General features: G+C 72.9%; 12 protein-coding genes. 5 read left to right on the top strand and 7 right to left on the bottom strand.

Features of this window, described 5'->3' with window-relative positions; translation table 11 throughout:
- Window positions 1–26 precede the first annotated feature (26 nt).
- The 4 genes from ABZ833_RS29795 to ABZ833_RS29810 form a co-directional block, all read right to left on the bottom strand.
- Window positions 27–2,798: an AAA family ATPase gene (locus ABZ833_RS29795; protein WP_361052690.1), complete on the bottom strand. Its 2,772-nt coding sequence runs from the start codon at window positions 2,796–2,798 to the stop codon at window positions 27–29.
- Between the two features lie 330 nt (window positions 2,799–3,128).
- A complete protein-coding gene (locus ABZ833_RS29800; RefSeq protein WP_361052693.1) occupies window positions 3,129–4,067 on the bottom strand; it encodes an NADP-dependent oxidoreductase in 939 nt (312 codons plus the stop codon).
- A gap of 62 nt (window positions 4,068–4,129) precedes the next feature.
- Window positions 4,130–5,113, bottom strand: coding sequence for a zinc-binding dehydrogenase (locus ABZ833_RS29805; protein WP_361052696.1), 984 nt, complete (start codon window positions 5,111–5,113; stop codon window positions 4,130–4,132).
- A gap of 44 nt (window positions 5,114–5,157) precedes the next feature.
- Window positions 5,158–5,766 (bottom strand): NAD(P)H-dependent oxidoreductase, encoded by a 609-nt coding sequence (locus ABZ833_RS29810; protein ID WP_361052699.1) that lies wholly within the window; start codon window positions 5,764–5,766, stop codon window positions 5,158–5,160.
- A gap of 229 nt (window positions 5,767–5,995) precedes the next feature.
- Here ABZ833_RS29810 and ABZ833_RS29815 point away from each other — a divergent pair, with 229 nt between their 5' ends.
- Window positions 5,996–7,384, top strand: coding sequence for an MFS transporter (locus ABZ833_RS29815; RefSeq protein ID WP_361052702.1), 1,389 nt, complete (start codon window positions 5,996–5,998; stop codon window positions 7,382–7,384).
- 34 nt (window positions 7,385–7,418) lie between these two features.
- Here the strand turns inward: ABZ833_RS29815 and ABZ833_RS29820 are convergent, their stop codons facing one another.
- From ABZ833_RS29820 to hmgA, 3 genes are read right to left on the bottom strand one after another with little or no spacing between them, the layout of a single operon-like run.
- Window positions 7,419–8,627, bottom strand: a complete 1,209-nt coding sequence (locus tag ABZ833_RS29820; protein ID WP_361052705.1) for a type ISP restriction/modification enzyme — start codon at window positions 8,625–8,627, stop codon at window positions 7,419–7,421.
- Window positions 8,628–8,642: 15 nt separating this feature from the next.
- Window positions 8,643–9,392, bottom strand: coding sequence for a GntR family transcriptional regulator (locus tag ABZ833_RS29825; RefSeq protein WP_361052708.1), 750 nt, complete (start codon window positions 9,390–9,392; stop codon window positions 8,643–8,645).
- A 12-nt stretch (window positions 9,393–9,404) separates the two neighbouring features.
- Window positions 9,405–10,751, bottom strand: coding sequence for a homogentisate 1,2-dioxygenase (gene hmgA, locus ABZ833_RS29830; protein WP_361053021.1), 1,347 nt, complete (start codon window positions 10,749–10,751; stop codon window positions 9,405–9,407).
- 102 nt (window positions 10,752–10,853) lie between these two features.
- On the opposite strand from hmgA, the gene ABZ833_RS29835 reads away from it, so the two are divergent.
- From ABZ833_RS29835 to ABZ833_RS29850, 4 genes are all read left to right on the top strand, one after another.
- Window positions 10,854–11,486: a TetR/AcrR family transcriptional regulator gene (locus ABZ833_RS29835; RefSeq protein WP_361052711.1), complete on the top strand. Its 633-nt coding sequence runs from the start codon at window positions 10,854–10,856 to the stop codon at window positions 11,484–11,486.
- Window positions 11,487–11,630: 144 nt separating this feature from the next.
- Window positions 11,631–13,922, top strand: coding sequence for a molybdopterin oxidoreductase family protein (locus ABZ833_RS29840; protein WP_361052714.1), 2,292 nt, complete (start codon window positions 11,631–11,633; stop codon window positions 13,920–13,922).
- A 121-nt stretch (window positions 13,923–14,043) separates the two neighbouring features.
- Window positions 14,044–15,480, top strand: coding sequence for a citrate:proton symporter (locus ABZ833_RS29845; protein ID WP_361052717.1), 1,437 nt, complete (start codon window positions 14,044–14,046; stop codon window positions 15,478–15,480).
- Complete coding sequence (locus tag ABZ833_RS29850) at window positions 15,480–16,718, top strand: MFS transporter (protein WP_361052720.1); 1,239 nt, start codon at window positions 15,480–15,482, stop codon at window positions 16,716–16,718. Before ABZ833_RS29845 ends, ABZ833_RS29850 begins: the two co-directional genes overlap by 1 nt.
- Window positions 16,719–16,798 lie beyond the last annotated feature (80 nt).

The following is a 16,798-nucleotide window of genomic DNA, read 5'->3' on the forward strand; positions in this document are numbered from 1 at the left end:
GGCACCTTCGGGCCCGACGCCGCCGCTCACGCCGGGGCCTCCTCCTGGTCCCGGAATTCGAGCCGGCCGAGCTCGCCGCGCGATGCCACGCCCAGCTTGGGATAGGCGTTGTAGAGGTGGTAGCCCACCGTGCGCGGCGACAGGAAGAGCTGGGCGCCGATGTCCCGGTTGGTCATGCCGGTCGCCGCGAGCCGCACGACCTGCCGCTCCTGCGGGGTGAGCCGTTCCAGGGGCGCCGCGTCGCCGGTGTGCCGCGCCCGGCTCTCGCCGGTGGCCCGCAGTTCGGCGCGGGCCCGCTCGGCCCACGGCGGCGCCGCGAGCAGCTCGAAGGTGTCGAGGGCCGAGCGCAGCGGCGTACGGGCCTCGCTCCTGCGGCCCGCGCGGCGCAGCCACTCCCCGAAGAGCAGCTCCGTGCGGGCCCGTTCGAAGGGGCGGCCGTCGTCGGTGTGCAGCGCGATGGCTTCCTCGTACGCCGCTCCTGCCTCGGCCTCCGGGGCGAGGAGCGCGCGGCAGCGGGCGGCGAGGGCCCGCGCCCAGGCCGCCCCCGTGCGGTCGGCCCACTCGGCGAAGACCCTCGCAGGCTCCCGCACGGAATCGGCCCGTCCGGCCCGCACGGCGGCCTCGACCCGGTCCGGCACGCAGTACAGGACGACGATCGTGTGGCCGGACGGGCTCGCCGCGACGTCCTCGTACGCACGCAGGGCTGATGCGTGGCGGCCGAGTCCCAGCTCCAGCATCGCGATCGCGATCCCGCCCCACACCTGGCCCGGCATGACCTGCCGCAGCTCGCCCTTGGCGGCGAGCTCACGGCAGCGCTCCTCGTCGCCTTCGAGCGCCGCGAGATAGGCGAGGACGCCCGACAACTGCCCTACGTAGTGCGGCTGTCCGGTGTCCTGCGCGATCCGCAGCCCTTCCGCGGCGCCCGTCAGGGCACAGCTGTGGCGGCCCAGGAAGATCCGCGCGCGGGTACGCATGAGGAGCACGAGCGGCAGCGGGCCGAGCGCGCCCTGCTCGCGGCACTCCCGGTCCAGCTCGGCGGCGAGGTCGTTGCCGGTTTCCAGCTCGCCGAGCGGCGCGAACCAGGAGGCGATCGAGACGCGTTCGCGCAGGGTGTGCCCGCGGTCGTGGCGCTCGGCCCGCAGGCTGTCGAACAGCGCGCGCAGCGGCGGGAGTCCGCTGCCCGGGTCGCCCGCCGCGAGCCGGGCGAGGCCCTGTGCGGCGGGCAGGTAGGGCAGGGCGTGCGGGGGAGTCTTGAGGTCGAGTCCGGCAAGCCGGGCGCTGATCTCGTCGATCGACTGCCGGTGCCCGGAGAGCCAGGCCGCGGTCATCGCCTCGTACGCCATGAACGCCGCCGTCTCGGGCGTGTGCGGGGCGATCTCGGCGGCCGTGTCGAGAAGCACCGAGTACGAGGCGTCGAGGCGCCCTTGCTCGCGGGCGACGGCGGCGCGCACCTGCGCGAGCTGCGCCAGGACGGCCGGGTCGGTCAGGTGCGGGGCTGCGCGCAGGGCGAGTTCGGCGGCGCGTTCGTTCTGGCCCGCGTCCGCGGCGGCCGACGCGGCGAGCGCGAGACGCCGGGCACGGTGGGTGCCGTCCGGGCTGAGCTGGGCCGCGCGCTCGCAGGCCGCGGCGACGGCCGCGTAGCCGCCGCGGGCCCTGGCGTGTTCGGCGGTCTGCTCCAGGATCCCGGCGACGTACTCGTCGGGCTCCGTGGTGGCGGCCGCCAGATGCCAGGCCCTGCGGTCGATGTTGCCCACGCAGGGCAGTGCGTCGGCGAGCGCGCGGTGCGCGGCGATGCGGTCGCCGACCGGGGCGCTCTGGTAGGCGGCGGCGCGGATCAGGGGGTGCCGGAAGGTGAGCCGCCCGCCGTCGAGACTGAGCAGCTCCTTGCGCTCGGCGGGCTCCAGATCGGTGACGGTGGCGCCGAGCTTGCTCGCGGCGGCCGCCGTCACGGTCAGATCGCCGGTGCCTTCCGCCGCCGCGACCACCAGCAGGGAACGGGTGGCCCGCGGCAGCGCGGACATCCGGTCCGCGAAGGTCCGCAGGAGGCGGGAGTGGCTCGGCAGGGAGCTCAAGTGGTGGCCGTAGGCGGGTATGTGGCCCTCGCGCTGGGCGGCGGGCAGCTCGCGCAGGGCGAGCGGGTTGCCGCCGGACTCGCTGCGGATCTGCTCGCGTACGTAGGCGGGCAGATCCCCCGCGTGCTCGGCGAGGAGTTCGCCCGCGGCCTCGTCGTCGAGTCCGGTGAGCCGCAGCTCGGGCAGGCCCTGGGCCGGGAAGGGCGGTGCGTGCGCGTCGCGGGCCGCGAACACCATCACGACGCCTTCGGCGGCGAGGCGCCGGGCGGCGAAGAGGAGGGCGTCGGCGGAGGCCTGGTCGAGCCACTGGGCGTCGTCGACGAGGCAGAGGAGAGAGCCCTCTTCGGAGGGGCCCGCCAGGTCCGCCAGGAGGGTCAGCACGGCGAGGCCGATGAGGAAGCGGTCGGCCCGCGCGTCACCGGTCGCGAGGCCGAGTGCGGCGCGCAGGGCCTTGGCCTGCGGCTGAGGCAGGTCGTCGATCCGGTCGGTGACGCGGTGCAGGAGCAAGTGGAGTCCGGCGAAGGGGAGTTCGCTCTCGGCCTCGATGCCGGTTGCCCGCAGCAGGCGCATGCCGTGGGCGGTGGCCTGGAGAGCGGCGTGTTCGAGGAGCCCCGACTTGCCGATGCCGGCCTCTCCTCGTACGACGAGGGCGGCACTGTGTCCCTGCCGGGCCTTGGCCAGCAGTTCTTCCAGCTGAGCGGTTTCGCCGGCGCGTCCGTAGAGCATGAACCGACCCTAACGGGCGGGGGCGCCTCGCGGCGGGCTGCGGGGAACCGGGTGCCGGGGGTGCCTCCTTGCGGGCGGCTGCTTGGGGCCGGTGCCGCCGTGTTCGCCGGGGGGCTTTCCGGGCCGCCGTTTCGCGCCGGATCTTTCCCGCCCACCCACGCGATTGCCCTGGAGGGTAGACGGGTGGGTGGGCGGGAGACATCCGCCGCGAAGCGGCGGTCCAGGCGGTCACACCTGACGGGCGCAGCAGAACAGCGGTCCAGAGGCGAAGCCTTGGTGGCGTCGGCCCGCGGGGGCAGAGGCGTAGCCCCGGGGCAGCAGATCCGTGGGTCAACGGCCCACCGCCAGGACCACCTTGCCGCGACCATGCCCCCGCTCCACGTCCCGCTGTGCGTCCGCCGCCCGCTCCAGCGCGTACTCCGCGCGGATGTGCAGCCGCAGCGCCCCCTTCGCGTACAGCTCGGTCATCTCCGCCAGGCGGGACGCGGTCCTCGCGCCGGCGAGTTCGGGGAGGCCCAGGCGGCGGGCCTCCTCCGTCGCGACCATCGTGATGACCCGGTCGGGGTACTTGGCCACCGCCGCCGACGCGCGCAGCGCTTCCGCCCCCGCCCCGTCGAGCGCCGCGTCCACGCCCTCCGGGGCGATCGCACGCACCCGCTCCTCCAGGCCATCGCCGTACGTCACGGGGATCGCGCCCAGCGCCCGCAGATGGTCGTGGTTGGGTTCGCTCGCCGTGCCGATGACCGTCGTCGCGCCCCACGCCCTGGCCAACTGCACCGCCAGCGTGCCGAGTCCGCCCGCAGCGGCGTTGATCAGGACCGTGTCGCCGGGACCCACGCGCATCGCGCCGAGCGCCAGGTGCGCGCCCTGCGCGTTCCCGGAGAAGCCGCCCGCCTCCGCCCACCCCATCACGTCCGGCTTGGCGACCAGATTCTCCTCCGGGACCACGACGTACTCCGCGTACGAACCGAGGAGGGAGAAGCCGAGCACCGGATCGCCCGGCCCGAACCCCGTGACCCCGGAGCCGAGCGCGTCGACCGTCCCCGCGAACTCGTTGCCCGGCACGACGGGGAACACCGCCCCCGGCGGTCTGATCACCCCTTCCCGCAGCCCGATGTCGAAGGGCATCACCCCCGCCGCCCTTACCCGCACACGGACCTCACCAGGACCTGGCTCGGGGACGGGAAGGTCCACCGGGCGCAGTACTTCCGCCGGGCCGTGGGCCGTGAACGCGACGGCGCGCATCGTCGTCGGAGCAGTGGCAGTCATGAGGTTCTCCCTTGAGTCGGCTGAGTCATCGAGCTGGCTGAGTCATCGGAGTTCTCGTCCGGTCACGGTTTCAGGACCACCTTGCCGACCGTCCCCCGCCCCAGCAGCGCGGCGTGCGCCGCTCCCGCATCCCGCAGCGGGAACGTCGTCACCGCCGGTACGAGCGTGCCGCGCGCCGCCTCATCGAGCGCCCGCTCCTGGAGGCCGCGCAGGCCCCCGGGGACGCGCGCGATCCGCGGGCCCAGGGCGTACGTCGCCGTCAGGAGACGACCTTGGAGATCCTTGGTGCCCAGTTCCGTGGGATTGCCCGACGACCATCCGTACATCACGAACCGGCCGCCGAAGCCCAGGAGTTCGAGCGCGGCACGCCCCGCTTCGCCGCCCACGCTGTCGAAGGCGACGCTCACCTCGCGGCCGCCGAGCGCCGCGCGCACCTTCTCCGGCCAGTCGGGCTCGTTGTAGTCGACGGCCACGTCCGCGCCCAGTTCCCGCACCCGTGCGGTCTTCTCGGGGCCGCCCGCCGCGCCCACCACGGTCACGCCCGCGTTCCGCGCGGCCTGCACCAGGAGCGTGCCGATGCCGCCCGCCGCGGCCGTCACCAGCGCCACGTCGTCCGGTTCGAGCGCGGCGACGTGCAGGATGCCCAGCGCCATCCGGCCGGTGCCGACCATGGCGATCGCGGCCTCGTACGAGAGCGAGTCGGGCAGCCGGAAGAGCGCGTCCGTCTCGCGCACGGCCAGCTCCGCGTAGCCCGCGTTGACCAGGCCCAGGTGCGTCACCACCCGCCGTCCGAGCCACTCCTGGTCCACTCCCTCACCGAGGCCGTCGACGACGCCCGCCACCTCCCGGCCCGGCGTCATCGGCAACTCGGGGATCGGGAAGGGAAGTTCGTCGGCCGCGCCCTTCTGGAGCGCGGTGTCGAGGAGGTGGACTCCCGCGGCCTCGACGGCGATACGGACCTGGCCGGGGCCCGGCACCGGGTCGGCGACCTCCTCGTGGCGCAGGTTCTCGGGCCCGCCGAAGGCGTGCAGTCGGATCGCTCGCATGGTCAACTCGCTTTCGTCGTAAGGAAGAAGAGGGGTGCGCGGGGCTACGCCGTGTAGGCGCGGGCCGCCTTGCCGTCGCGCAGCGTCACGGCCCACCAGGCGAGCTGGTCGAGCATGACCTTCGCCGCACCGGCCGGGCCCTCCGCGTCGTGCGGCTGCCCGTCCGGGCCGAACCGGTGCCACGCGCCGTGGAAGCTGACCGTGTCGCGCATGGTCGGCGCGTGCAGTTCGGCGAAGACCAGGCGCAGTTGCTCCACCGCGCGCAGCCCGCCCGCGACACCGCCGTAGGAGACGAAGCCCACCGGCTTCGCCCGCCACTCGTCCAGGTGCCAGTCGATCGCGTGCTTCAGGTCGGCCGGGAAGCTGTGGTTGTACTCCGGCGTGATGACGACGAACGCGTCCGCCGCCGCGAGCCGCGGGGTGATCGAGCCGACGACGGGGGCGACCTCGCTGCCGAGGATCTCCGGGCGCTCGCCGCCCGCCAGGTCGATCACGTCGATTGCGATGTCGTCGCGCTGTGCGGCGACCGAGACGAACCAGTCGCGGACGGTCGGCGCGAAGCGGCCCTCGCGGGTGCTGCCGACGATGACCGCCACCCGAAGGCGCTGCGTGGTCGTGGTCGTGGTCGTGGATGTGGTCCTGGTCGTGGTCATGGGGTCCTCCCTGGTTCCGTGGCCGGTGTGCCGGTGTCCGTGCTCGGTGTCGTGCTGACACCCGGAAATCTAGGGAACGACCCAGGTCCGCGGCCTCTGTCGGACGACCGGGATCATGACGGGGCGGTGACCGGGGTCCGACCGGGGTCCGACCGGGTTCCGTCCGCCCGGTCATTCCCAGTCGTACGACAGAGGCGGCGCACAGGCCCCTGTTCCTAGCGTCGACCCCATGACGCACGCGACCTGTGACACCGCACCCCCCGCCGAGACCGCCCTCACGAAGACCCGCTGGACGCCGGTCGCCGTCATGGCCCTCGCCATGCTGATGGTCACCCTGGAGCTGAGCCTCTCCTCCGTGACGCTGCCCGCGATCGGCACCGACCTCGGTGTCGGCACCTCGGCGACCCAGTGGGTGCTCCTCGCCTACGCCCTGCCCACGGCCGCTCTCGCGATCCCCGCGGGGCGGTGGACGGACCGGGTCGACCTCCGTGCCGTGTTCCTCTTCTCCGTACCGGCGATCGGGCTCACCAGCATCCTCGCGGCCCTCGCGCCCAACCTCCCCGTGCTCCTCGCCGCCCGCGTCCTGCAAGGCGTCGCGGGAGCCGTGGCCGTGGCGGTCTACCTGCCGGTGGTCGCCGCGGTCGTACGGCCCGAGCAGCGGGGCCGCGCGATGGGCTACATCGCCACGATCATGCCGATCGGCTCGATGGGCGGCTCGTCCCTCGGCGGGTTCGTCGCGGACGCGTACGGCTGGCGGCCCGTGATGCTGATGAAGGTGCCGGTGCTGATCGTGGTGATCTGGCTCGGGGCGCGCTTCATCCCGTCCACGGGCGGCGGGCTGACCCGGCCCGACCGGTCCCTGGTGGGCGACGGCCTCGTCCTGGGCGGCTCGGTGACCGCGCTCCTGGTGGCCTTCGACCGGATCGAGGCCGAACAGCCCGTCGTCGCCGCGGTGTTCTCGGTGGCCGCCGCCGCGCTCGCGGTGTGGTGGACGCGGCTGCGCTCGGCGCGCCCGGTGACCGGGCTCCTGCGGCGCAGGGCCATCGGCCTGCCCGTCCTCTCGCTCCTGCTGACCGGCACGTTCGTGGGGCTCTCCTACTTCCTGCTGCCGTTCTACGTCGCCGACGTCCTGCACGGGAGCGCCTCGACGACCGGCCTCGCGATGGTCTTCTTCATCGGCGCCGTGGCCCTCTGCTCGCCGGTCAGCGGCCGGCTCGCCGACCGGCTGCCCGGCAGGCTCCTGGGGGCGGCGGGACTGATCCTGGTGATCGGCGGCCTGCTGAGCATGCTGACGCTCGGCTCGGGCGCCGGGCTCTTCGACATCGCCTGGCGGCTCGCCCTGATCGGCGTGGGGCAGGCGCTGTTCGGCACGCCGGTCAACGCCTCGCTCCTGTCCGCCGCACCGCCCGACCTGGTGGGCACCATCGGCGGCATCGGCAACACCTTCCGCACCCTCGGCTTCACGGTCGGCCCCGCGATCGCGGCGCTCGCGTACGGCGTGGGCGGCGGGGGAGCGGCAGGCTTCCGTACCGGGGTCGCCGTACTCGCCCTGTTGCAGGTCGCCGGTCTGGTGGCGCTGCTCGGGTCGGGCGGGGTCCGGAAGGGCGGGCAGGGCTAGAGGAGCGCCCCGGAGGGGCGCGGCGCCCGGTGGCTCAGATCAGGGCGAACTGGCCGCCGGGGCCCTCCTCGCGGTGGTCGAGCACCGATGCGGGGCGCCGCGCGGCGTCGGGTGCGGGAAGCACGCCAGCCCGGCGCAGTGCGTCGGCCGGGATGCCGGGACCTGCCTCCTTGAGCGACTCCGTCAACTCCTCCTGCAGCGGCCGGAGTTCTGCCAGCAGTGCGAGCACCGTGATGAGTTCGAGCAGCTCGGACGTCCACGCCTGCGGCCACTCCGCGGGACGGATCGCCTCCAGGGAGCCCGCCTCACCGGCGGCCATGCGCCGCTCGAACCACAGCTCAAGCACGCGCACCCCGCTCACCTCGAAGTCCCACGCCTCCTGCGGCACCGGCGAGATGCGCCCCTCGTCCACGCACAGCGCCTCTTCGTCGGCGTCGTACGAGAGCTCCGCGGGGCGGGCGGGCAGCGGAGCCCGTACGTAGGGCCGCCGTCCGCCCGGAAGCTTCGGCCGCGCCCCGTCACCGCGTGCCTGGAGCGCGAGCACCCGGCGCCCGAGCTCAGTGCCCCGCGCCCAGATCGCGGCGTCGGACGTCAGCGGCACCCGGCACCCGGCCGGCGACGCCCCCGCCACGGCCAGCGTCCAGGCCAGCAGATCCCCGGCGGCGACGTCCTGGCCGAGGGCGTCGGAGAGATGGCCGAGCAGCCCCGGCGTCACATTGGGTTCGAGCCCGCCGGGGCGGCGGAACAGCGGACGGATGCGTCCGGGCCGTCCGGCGGGGGAGCGGCCGTCCGGCAGCACGGCGGAGGCGAGCACCGCGGGTCCCGCGGAGCCGGTGACGTACCCCTGCTCGACGAGGAACAGCTGCCCCTCGCCCGCGACGCGCCACAGCTCCGGGCGGGCGGCGTCGATGAGCCGGTGGTCCGGGATCAGCCACTGCTCGTCGAAGGGGCCGTGCAGGACGCGCACCGGATCGGGGCAGGGGCCCGACTCGGCGGCCAGCGGGAGCGTCGCGCCCTGGTGGCCGGGGAGTTGGGAGACCGCGGTGTGCAGGGTGCGCGAGCGCGAGGGGGAGAGGAGCTTCTCGCGCTCCGCGGTGTCCGCCCGCAGGAACGCGGCCCAACGGGCTCTGAGGGATGCGGCGTCCGGCCCCATCGGCCACCCGCGGCCCGGCCGGAGCGGTGCGACGGACCACGGCATGAGGTCGGCGAGCAGCGCCGCTTCGTCGTGCGTCACGCCCGGCATCGTACGTCGAGACCCTTACGTCGCGTCGAGGGTGACCGTGAAGGAGAAGCGGTCGCCGCGGTAGTGGATGCGCGCCACGTCCAGGGCGCGCCCCTCCGCGTCGTAGGTGATGCCCGTGTAGTGCAGGATCGGGCTGAGCAGCGGAACTTCGAGCAGGCGGGCCGTCTCCGGGTCGGCCAGCGTGGCCTCGACGGTGTCGGTGATGCGGCTGATGCGGACGCCCACGACGTCGCGCAGGACCTTGGTCATGGGCCAGCGCGCCAGATCGTCCAGGTCGATGCGCTCCGCGAGCTCGGGGCGGATGAAGTTGTGGGCGTGGTTGGTCGGTTCGCCCGTCTTCTCGTCGCTGCGCAGCCGGTGGTAGGTCGCCACCTCGGTCAGATCCGGGAAGTGCTCGGCGAGTTCGCCGGAGACCGGAGCCGTGCCGTGCGCGAGCAGCTGGGTGCTCATGCCCGACTGCTGGGCCACGATCGCGTCGACCGAGCCGAGCAGCCGGACCGGGGAGCCGCGGTGGGCGCTGGGCTCGATGAACGTGCCGCGCCGCCGGTGCCGGGTGATCAGACCCTCGTCCTCGAGCTCCTTGAGCGCCTGGCGCATGGTCAGGACGCTCACGCCGTAGTGCCCCGCCAGCTGCTCCTCGGTGGGCAGCCGGAGCGGGGCGTCGGGCACGCGGCCGAGTATCGAGGCGCGCAGGGACTGCGACACCTGATACCAGAGCGGCAGCTTGCGATTCAGGACGATCGAGTCCGGGGCGAAAGCGGTCACGGTCTCTCCGAATCAGTCTCGAAAATGGCGCTCCAGACCTTCCCACACATCGTCGTATCCGCGCTGCAGATGGGAGGCCTGAGCTGCTTGTTCGGTCGCCGTCACCGGCCACCGTGTCTCGAACATGAAGGCAAGCCCGTCGTCGATCTTCTGCGGCTTCAGCTCGGCGGCCGATGCCTTGTCGAAGGTGTCCCGGTCGGGGCCGTGCGCCGACATCATGTTGTGCAGCGAGCCGCCGCCGGGCACGAAGCCCTCCGCTTTCGCGTCGTACGCGCCCTCGATCAGGCCCATGTACTCGCTCATCACGTTCCGGTGGAAGTACGGCGGCCGGAAGGTGTCCTCGCCGACCAGCCAGCGCGGCGCGAAGACCACGAAGTCCACGCCCGCCAGGCCCGGGGTGTCGGAGGGCGAGGTGAGCACCGTGAAGATCGACGGGTCCGGGTGGTCGTAGCTGATGGTGCCGAGGACGTTGAAGCGGCGCAGGTCGTAGACGTACGGGACGTGGTTGCCGTGCCAGGCGACGACATCGAGCGGCGAGTGGTCGTACGTCGCCCGCCACAGGTTCCCGCAGAACTTGTTCACCACCTCGACCGGCCGCTCGTCGTCCTCATACGCGGCGACCGGAGCCCTGAAGTCCCGTGCGTTGGCCAGGCCGTTCGCGCCGATCGGGCCGAGGTCGGGAAGCTGGAAGGCCGCCCCGTAGTTCTCGCACACGTACCCGCGGGCGCTCTCGTCGAGCAGCTCCACGCGAAAGCGCACCCCGCGCGGGATCAGCGCCACCTCGCCCGGCTCGGCGCGCAGCAGCCCGAACTCCGTGCGCAGCAGCAGGCCGCCCCGCTCGGGGACGACGAGGAGTTCGCCGTCCGCGTCGCTGAACACCCGGTCCGTCATGGAGGAGTTGGCGTGGTAGAGGTGCACGGCCATGCCGGTGCGCTGAGTGGCGTCGCCATTGCCGCCCAGGGTCCACAGGCCCGCGAGGAAGTCCGTGCCGGGGGCGGGCTCGGGGAGGGGGTTCCAGCGCAGCCGGTTGGGGTCGGGGACCTGCGTGAACGGCGCCGTCCTGAGGGTGCCGTTGTCCACCCGCGTGAACGCGGGGTGCGCGGCGGAGGGGCGGATGCGGTAGAGCCACGAGCGGCGGTTGTGCGCGCGGGGCTCGGTGAAGGCGGTGCCGCTCAGCTGCTCCGCGTACAGCCCGAGCGGTGCGCGCTGGGGTGAGTTGCGGCCGTGCGGCAGGGCGCCGGGCACCGCTTCGGAGCTGTGTTCGTTGCCGAAGCCGGAGAGGTACGTCAGTGCCTCCGCCGTCTTGCGCGCGCCGCTGGCGTCCGCACGGCTCGCGTCGCTGGTGTGTTCCCGGCTCATCATCGCTCCCTCGTCAACGATTCCTATGGGTCACCGTAGGATTCACGTTTTCCTTCCGCAAGGGGGATCCATGGATGTGAACAATGCTCTACTCTCCCGGGGATGTCCCACCGTGATCAGCAGAAGCCTCCGCCGCCCCCGAAAACCCTGCGCCGCGTGCCCGTGCAGGAGCGCAGTGCCGAGCGTCTGACCCGGATCCTCGACGCCTGCGCCGACCTCCTGGACGAGGTCGGCTACGAAGGCCTGAGCACCCGCGCCGTGGCCCAGCGCGCGGGCGTCCCGATCGGCTCGGTCTACCGCTTCTTCGGCAACAAGCGGGCCATGGCCGACGCCCTGGCCCACCGCAATCTCGACGCCTACGGAGAGCGCGTGGCGGCGCGCATGACCGGGGTGGAGCGCGGCGACTGGCGGGGCGCCGTCGACGCGGCCTTCGACGAGTACCTCGCGATGAAGCGCAGCGTCCCCGGCTTCGGCCTGGTCGACTTCGGCATCCCCTCGGCCCCCGACGCGATGCCCGACGCCAACTCGGACGTCGCCGAGCGGGTGGCGGGACTGCTCGCCGCCCACCTCGACCGGCCGCTGGACAAGAAGCTGCGCCGCACGGTGCTCGTCGGTGTCGAAGCGGTGGACGCGGTCCTCCAACTCGCCTTCCGCGCGCATCCGTCGGGCGATCCCGACCTGATCGACGAGACGCGGATCCTGCTGCACTCGTATTTCGCGGGGTCACTGGACTGAACCGGGCCATGGGGCGGGGGAGAGGCCGGGCGGGCAGGGCTCGCGGTTTCGCGACCTGACCCCTCAGGGGGCCTGACGGCATGCATACCGGTCGGTATGGTGAGAGCGCACGTGCGCCGTCGCCGCCGCCCTGGAGGGTCCTCCATGCCCAGCACCGCCCGCACCGCCCTGCGTATCTGCCCCCTCTGCGAAGCCACCTGCGGGCTCACGCTCACCATCGAAGGGCCCTCCGACGGCGCCGACGGCGCCCGCGTGACTGGTGCGCGCGGGGACCGGGACGATGTGTTCAGCCACGGCTTCATCTGCCCCAAAGGCGCCTCCTTCGGAGAGGCCGACTCCGACCCCGACCGCCTGAAGGGGCCGCTCGTACGCAAGGACGGCGTACTCCAAGAGGCAAGCTGGGACGAGGCGTTCGACGCCGTCGCCGCAGGGCTGCGCCCCTTGATCGAGCAGTACGGGCCGCAGGCGGTCGGCGTGGTGCTCGGCAACCCGAACGTGCACACCATGGCGGGCGGCCTCTACCCGCCCGTGCTCCTGAGCTCCATCGGCACCCGCAACGTCTTCACCGCGAGCACCGTCGACCAGATGCCCAAGCACGTCTCCAGCGGGCTCCTCTTCGGCGACCCGTTCGCCATCCCCGTGCCCGACCTGGACCGCACCGACCATCTCCTCCTGCTCGGCGCCAACCCCCTGGACTCCAACGGCAGCCTCTGCACCGCACCGGACTTCCCCGGCAAGCTGAAGGCGCTGCGCGCGCGGGGCGGCACCCTCACCGTCGTCGACCCGCGCCGCACCCGCACCGCGAAGCTCGCCGACCGGCACCTCGCGATCCGGCCCGGCGCGGACGCCCTGCTGCTCGCGGCGATGGTCCAGGTCCTCTTCGAGGAGAAACTCACCGACCTCGGCGTGCTGGAGGAGCAGGTGGAGGGGGTCGACGCCGTGCGCGATGCCGTACGCCACTTCACCCCCGACGCCGTCACCGCGGCCTGCGACGTGCCCGCCGACACCATCCGCGCCCTCGCCCGCGAGCTGGCAGCGGCGCCCACCGCCGCCGTCTACGCCCGCGTGGGCGCGAGCACCGTCGCCTACGGCACCCTCACCAACTGGCTCGTCGACGTCCTGAACGTCCTGACCGGCAACCTCGACCGGCCCGGCGGCGCCCTGTTCCCGCTCTCCGCCACCGACCGCGCGCCCCGCCCTGCGGGCCCCGGCAAGGGATTCGCGCTCGGCCGCTGGCACAGCCGCGTGAGCGGGCACCCGGAGGCCAAGGGCGAACTGCCGATCGCCGCGCTCGCCGAGGAGATCGACACCCCCGGCGACGGCGCGATCCGCGCGGTCGTGGCCATCGCGGCCAACCCCGTCCTCTCGGCGCCCGACGGCGACCGCCTCGACAAGGCGCTGGCCTCGCTCGACTTCATGGTGAGCGTCGACCCGTACCTGAACGAGACCTCGTGCCACGCCCACGTGGTCCTGCCGCCGCCCCCGCCCTCCCAGAGCCCGCACTTCGACTTCGCCTTCAACGGATTCGCCGTACACAACCAGGTGCGCCACACTCCCGCCGCGCTGCCCCTGACGGACGGCAGGATCCCCGAGACGGAGATCCTCGCCCGGCTCGTGCTCGCCGCGAGCGGGATGCACGGCGGCGACCCGGCCGCCGTCGACGCGATGGTCGTCGACAGGACGCTCGGCAAGGCCGTCACCGAGCCGCACTCGGCCGTGCACGGCCGTGACCCCAAGGAACTCGCCGCTCTCCTCACCGGCGAGAGCGGCCCCGAGCGGCGGCTCGACCTCATGCTGCGGCTCGGCCCCTACGGCGACGGATTCGGCGTACGCGAGGACGGCCTGACCCTGGAGCGGCTCCTCGCCCACCCGCACGGCATCGACCTCGGCCCGCTGCGATCCCGCCTCCCGCAGGTCCTCAGGACACGCAGCGGACGGGTGGAACTCCTCCCGGGCCCCATCGCGGACGACCTGCCCCGCCTCACGGGCGCGCTGCGGGCCACCCCGGACGAGCTCGTCCTCGTAGGGCGCCGCCATCTGCGTTCCAACAACAGCTGGATGCACAACGTCCGCACCCTCACCGGCGGCACCAACCGCTGCACCCTGCACGTCCACCCCGATGACGCGGCCCGCATCGGCATCGAGGACGGCAGCCACGCGCGCGTGGCTGCCGCGGGCGGGCAGCTCACCGTCCCCGTGGAGGTGACCGACGCCGTGCGCCCCGGAGTGGTCAGCCTCCCGCACGGCTGGGGTCACGACCGCCCCGGCACGCGCCTCGCCGTCGCGGCAGAGAACCCCGGGGCCAATGTGAACCAACTCCTGGACGGGACCCTCCTCGACCCGCTCTCCGGGACGTCCGTGCTGAACGGATTCCCGGTGACCCTCACACCCCTTGTTCCGGCGGCGGCGCAGGCAGCTCCGGCAGCAACTCGTTGACCTGGAGTTTTGCGCTTATTGCTCGCACGTCAACATCTTGTTAACGGATCGAAGCGGGTCCTAACGTCAACCGGACCGCCAGACCTGGTGGGAGTTCGATGGTGAACGTTAGGTAGCCCCCATGCTGACAATCCTCGGATTCGTCATGATCGCCACCTTCCTGGTGCTGATCATGATGAAGAAGATGTCGCCGATCGCGGCACTGGTGCTGATCCCCGCGCTCTTCTGCGTGTTCGTAGGAAAGGGAGCCCATCTCGGGGACTACGTCCTCGAAGGCGTCGGGAATCTGGCGCCCACGGCGGCCATGCTCATGTTCGCCATCGTGTACTTCGGCGTCATGATCGACGTCGGCCTCTTCGACCCGATCGTCCGGGGCATCCTGCGCTTCTGCAAGGCGGACCCGGTGCGCATCGTGGTGGGCACCGCCCTGCTCGCCGCCATCGTCTCGCTCGACGGCGACGGCTCGACGACCTTCATGATCACGGTCTCGGCGATGTATCCGCTCTACAAACGCCTCAAGATGAGCCTCGTCGTCATGACGGGCGTCGCGGCCACCGCCAACGGCGTCATGAACACCCTGCCCTGGGGCGGACCGACGGCCCGCGCCGCGACCGCGCTCAAGGTCGACGCGGCCGACATCTTCGTCCCCATGATCCCGGCGCTCGCCATGGGCCTCGTGGCCGTCTTCCTGCTCTCGTACGCACTGGGCCTGCGGGAGCGCAAGCGGCTCGGCACGCTCTCCCTCGACGAGGTCCTGGAGAAGGAGACGGCGAGCGAGACGGTTCTGGTGGGTGCGGGTGGCGGCAGCACCGGCGGCCGTATGTCGCTCACGAAGAAGACCACCGGGGGAGCGGGGTCCGGAACGGACGCTTCCGAGGTCTCCGAAGCCTCCGACGACGCCGATGACGACGACGGCTTCCAGGGGCTCGACCCCAACCGCTCCACCCTGCGCCCCAAGCTGTACTGGTTCAACGCCGGTCTCACCGTGGTCCTGCTCACCGCCATGATCATGGAGTGGCTGCCGATCCCGGTCCTCTTCCTGCTCGGCGCCGCGCTCGCCCTGACGGTCAACTTCCCGCACATGCCGGACCAGAAGGCCCGCATCGCCGCCCACGCGGAGAACGTCCTCAACGTCACCGGCATGGTCTTCGCGGCCGCCGTCTTCACCGGCGTCCTCCAGGGCACCGGCATGGTCGACAGCATGGCCACCTGGCTCGTCGACGCGATCCCGGAGGGCATGGGCCCGCAGATGGGCCTGGTGACCGGCCTCCTGTCGCTGCCGCTCACGTACTTCATGTCGAACGACGGCTTCTACTTCGGTGTCCTCCCGGTCCTCGCCGAGGCGGGCCAGGCGCACGGCGTCAGCACCCTGGAGATCGCCCGCGCCTCGATCGCGGGCCAGGCCCTGCACATGTCGAGCCCGCTGGTGCCCGCCGTGTACGTCCTCGTCGGCATGGCCAAGGTCGAGTTCGGCGACCACACCAAGTTCACCGTCAAATGGGCCGTCCTCACCTCGCTCGTGGTGCTCGGCTCCGGAATCCTCTTCGGCATCATCTGATGCCATCGACACCGGGCCGCGCCTGGTTGCTGCGCCTCGTCATCGCCTTCAGCTTCGCGCAGGGGGCGGTGTCGATGGCGCGTCCGGCTGTCTCCTACCGCGCCCTCTCGCTGGGCGCCGACGAGCGGGCGATCGGCGTCATCGCCGGTGTGTACGCCCTGCTCCCGCTCTTCGCCGCCGTGCCGCTCGGGCGCAGGACCGACCACGGGCGGTGCGCGCCGCTCCTCCCGGTCGGCGTCGTCCTGATCGCGGGAGGGTGCGCGCTGAGCGGCACGGCGGGCTCGCTCGGCGCGCTCGCCGCCTGGAGCGGCGTGATGGGCCTCGGCCACCTCTGCTTCGTGATCGGCGCCCAGTCGATCGTCGCGCGGCAGTCCGCTCCCGACGAACAGGACCGCAACTTCGGCCACTTCACGATCGGCGCCTCGCTCGGGCAGCTGATCGGGCCGATCGCCGCGGGCTCCCTGATCGGCGGGGACATGGGGCGCACGAGTTCCCTCGCCCTGCTCGTCTCGGGAGCGGTCGCGGCGGTCTCGCTCACCTCGCTGTGGCGCATCGAGCACGTGCGTCCCGCCGGAGCCTCGGCCGAGCGGGGCGACAAGGTCCCGGTGCTCGGCATCCTGCGTACCCGTGGCGTCCCCGCGGGGATCTTCATCAGCCTCGCGGTGCTCTCCGCCACGGACATCCTCACGGCCTACCTGCCGGTGGTCGGTGAGCACCGGGGCATCGCGCCCGCGACGGTCGGGGTGCTCCTTTCGCTGCGGGCCGCCGCGACGATCGCCTGCCGTCTGGTGATGACACCGCTGATCAACCTTCTCGGCCGTACGGTGCTGATCGTGGTCACGTGTCTGCTGGCCGCCGTGCTGTGCGCGGGGGTGGCGCTGCCCGTGCCGGTGTGGGGGCTCGGGGTGATGCTGGTGCTGCTCGGGTTCTGTCTGGGGGTCGGGCAGCCGCTGTCGATGACGACGGTTGTGCAGGCGGCTCCGGAGGGGGCGCGGTCCACGGCTCTCGCACTGCGGCTCACGGGGAACCGGCTGGGGCAGGTGGCTGCGCCTGCCGGGGCGGGGCTCATCGCCGGGGTGGCGGGGGTCGCGGCTCCCTTCGTGATGCTGGGCGGGCTGTTGCTGGTGGCGGCCGGGCTGGGGCTGAGGCGGAGCCCTGCGGGGCCTTCCTCAAGCCCACCCCTTCCCGAAACCGGGACTCCGCCCCAGACCCCGCTCCTCAAACGCCGGAGGGGCTGAACCGCCCGGCTGCTTCATCCGCACCTCGCACCGCATCCGCCGCTCATGGCCCACGGTCCGCTCAGGCCCCGTCGCTCCCG

Source organism: Streptomyces sp. NPDC047525, assembly GCF_040643025.1.
Classification (GTDB): domain Bacteria; phylum Actinomycetota; class Actinomycetes; order Streptomycetales; family Streptomycetaceae; genus Streptomyces; species Streptomyces durmitorensis.

Coding starts and splice junctions, on each gene's coding strand:
- ABZ833_RS29795 (WP_361052690.1), bottom strand. CDS start 2,798: ATGCTCTACGGACGCGCCGGCGAAACCGCTCAGCTGGAAGAACTGCTG.
- ABZ833_RS29800 (WP_361052693.1), bottom strand. CDS start 4,067: ATGACTGCCACTGCTCCGACGACGATGCGCGCCGTCGCGTTCACGGCC.
- ABZ833_RS29805 (WP_361052696.1), bottom strand. CDS start 5,113: ATGCGAGCGATCCGACTGCACGCCTTCGGCGGGCCCGAGAACCTGCGC.
- ABZ833_RS29810 (WP_361052699.1), bottom strand. CDS start 5,766: ATGACCACGACCAGGACCACATCCACGACCACGACCACGACCACGCAG.
- ABZ833_RS29815 (WP_361052702.1), top strand. CDS start 5,996: ATGACGCACGCGACCTGTGACACCGCACCCCCCGCCGAGACCGCCCTC.
- ABZ833_RS29820 (WP_361052705.1), bottom strand. CDS start 8,627: ATGCCGGGCGTGACGCACGACGAAGCGGCGCTGCTCGCCGACCTCATG.
- hmgA (WP_361053021.1), bottom strand. CDS start 10,751: ATGAGCCGGGAACACACCAGCGACGCGAGCCGTGCGGACGCCAGCGGC.
- ABZ833_RS29835 (WP_361052711.1), top strand. CDS start 10,854: ATGTCCCACCGTGATCAGCAGAAGCCTCCGCCGCCCCCGAAAACCCTG.
- ABZ833_RS29840 (WP_361052714.1), top strand. CDS start 11,631: ATGCCCAGCACCGCCCGCACCGCCCTGCGTATCTGCCCCCTCTGCGAA.
- ABZ833_RS29845 (WP_361052717.1), top strand. CDS start 14,044: ATGCTGACAATCCTCGGATTCGTCATGATCGCCACCTTCCTGGTGCTG.
- ABZ833_RS29850 (WP_361052720.1), top strand. CDS start 15,480: ATGCCATCGACACCGGGCCGCGCCTGGTTGCTGCGCCTCGTCATCGCC.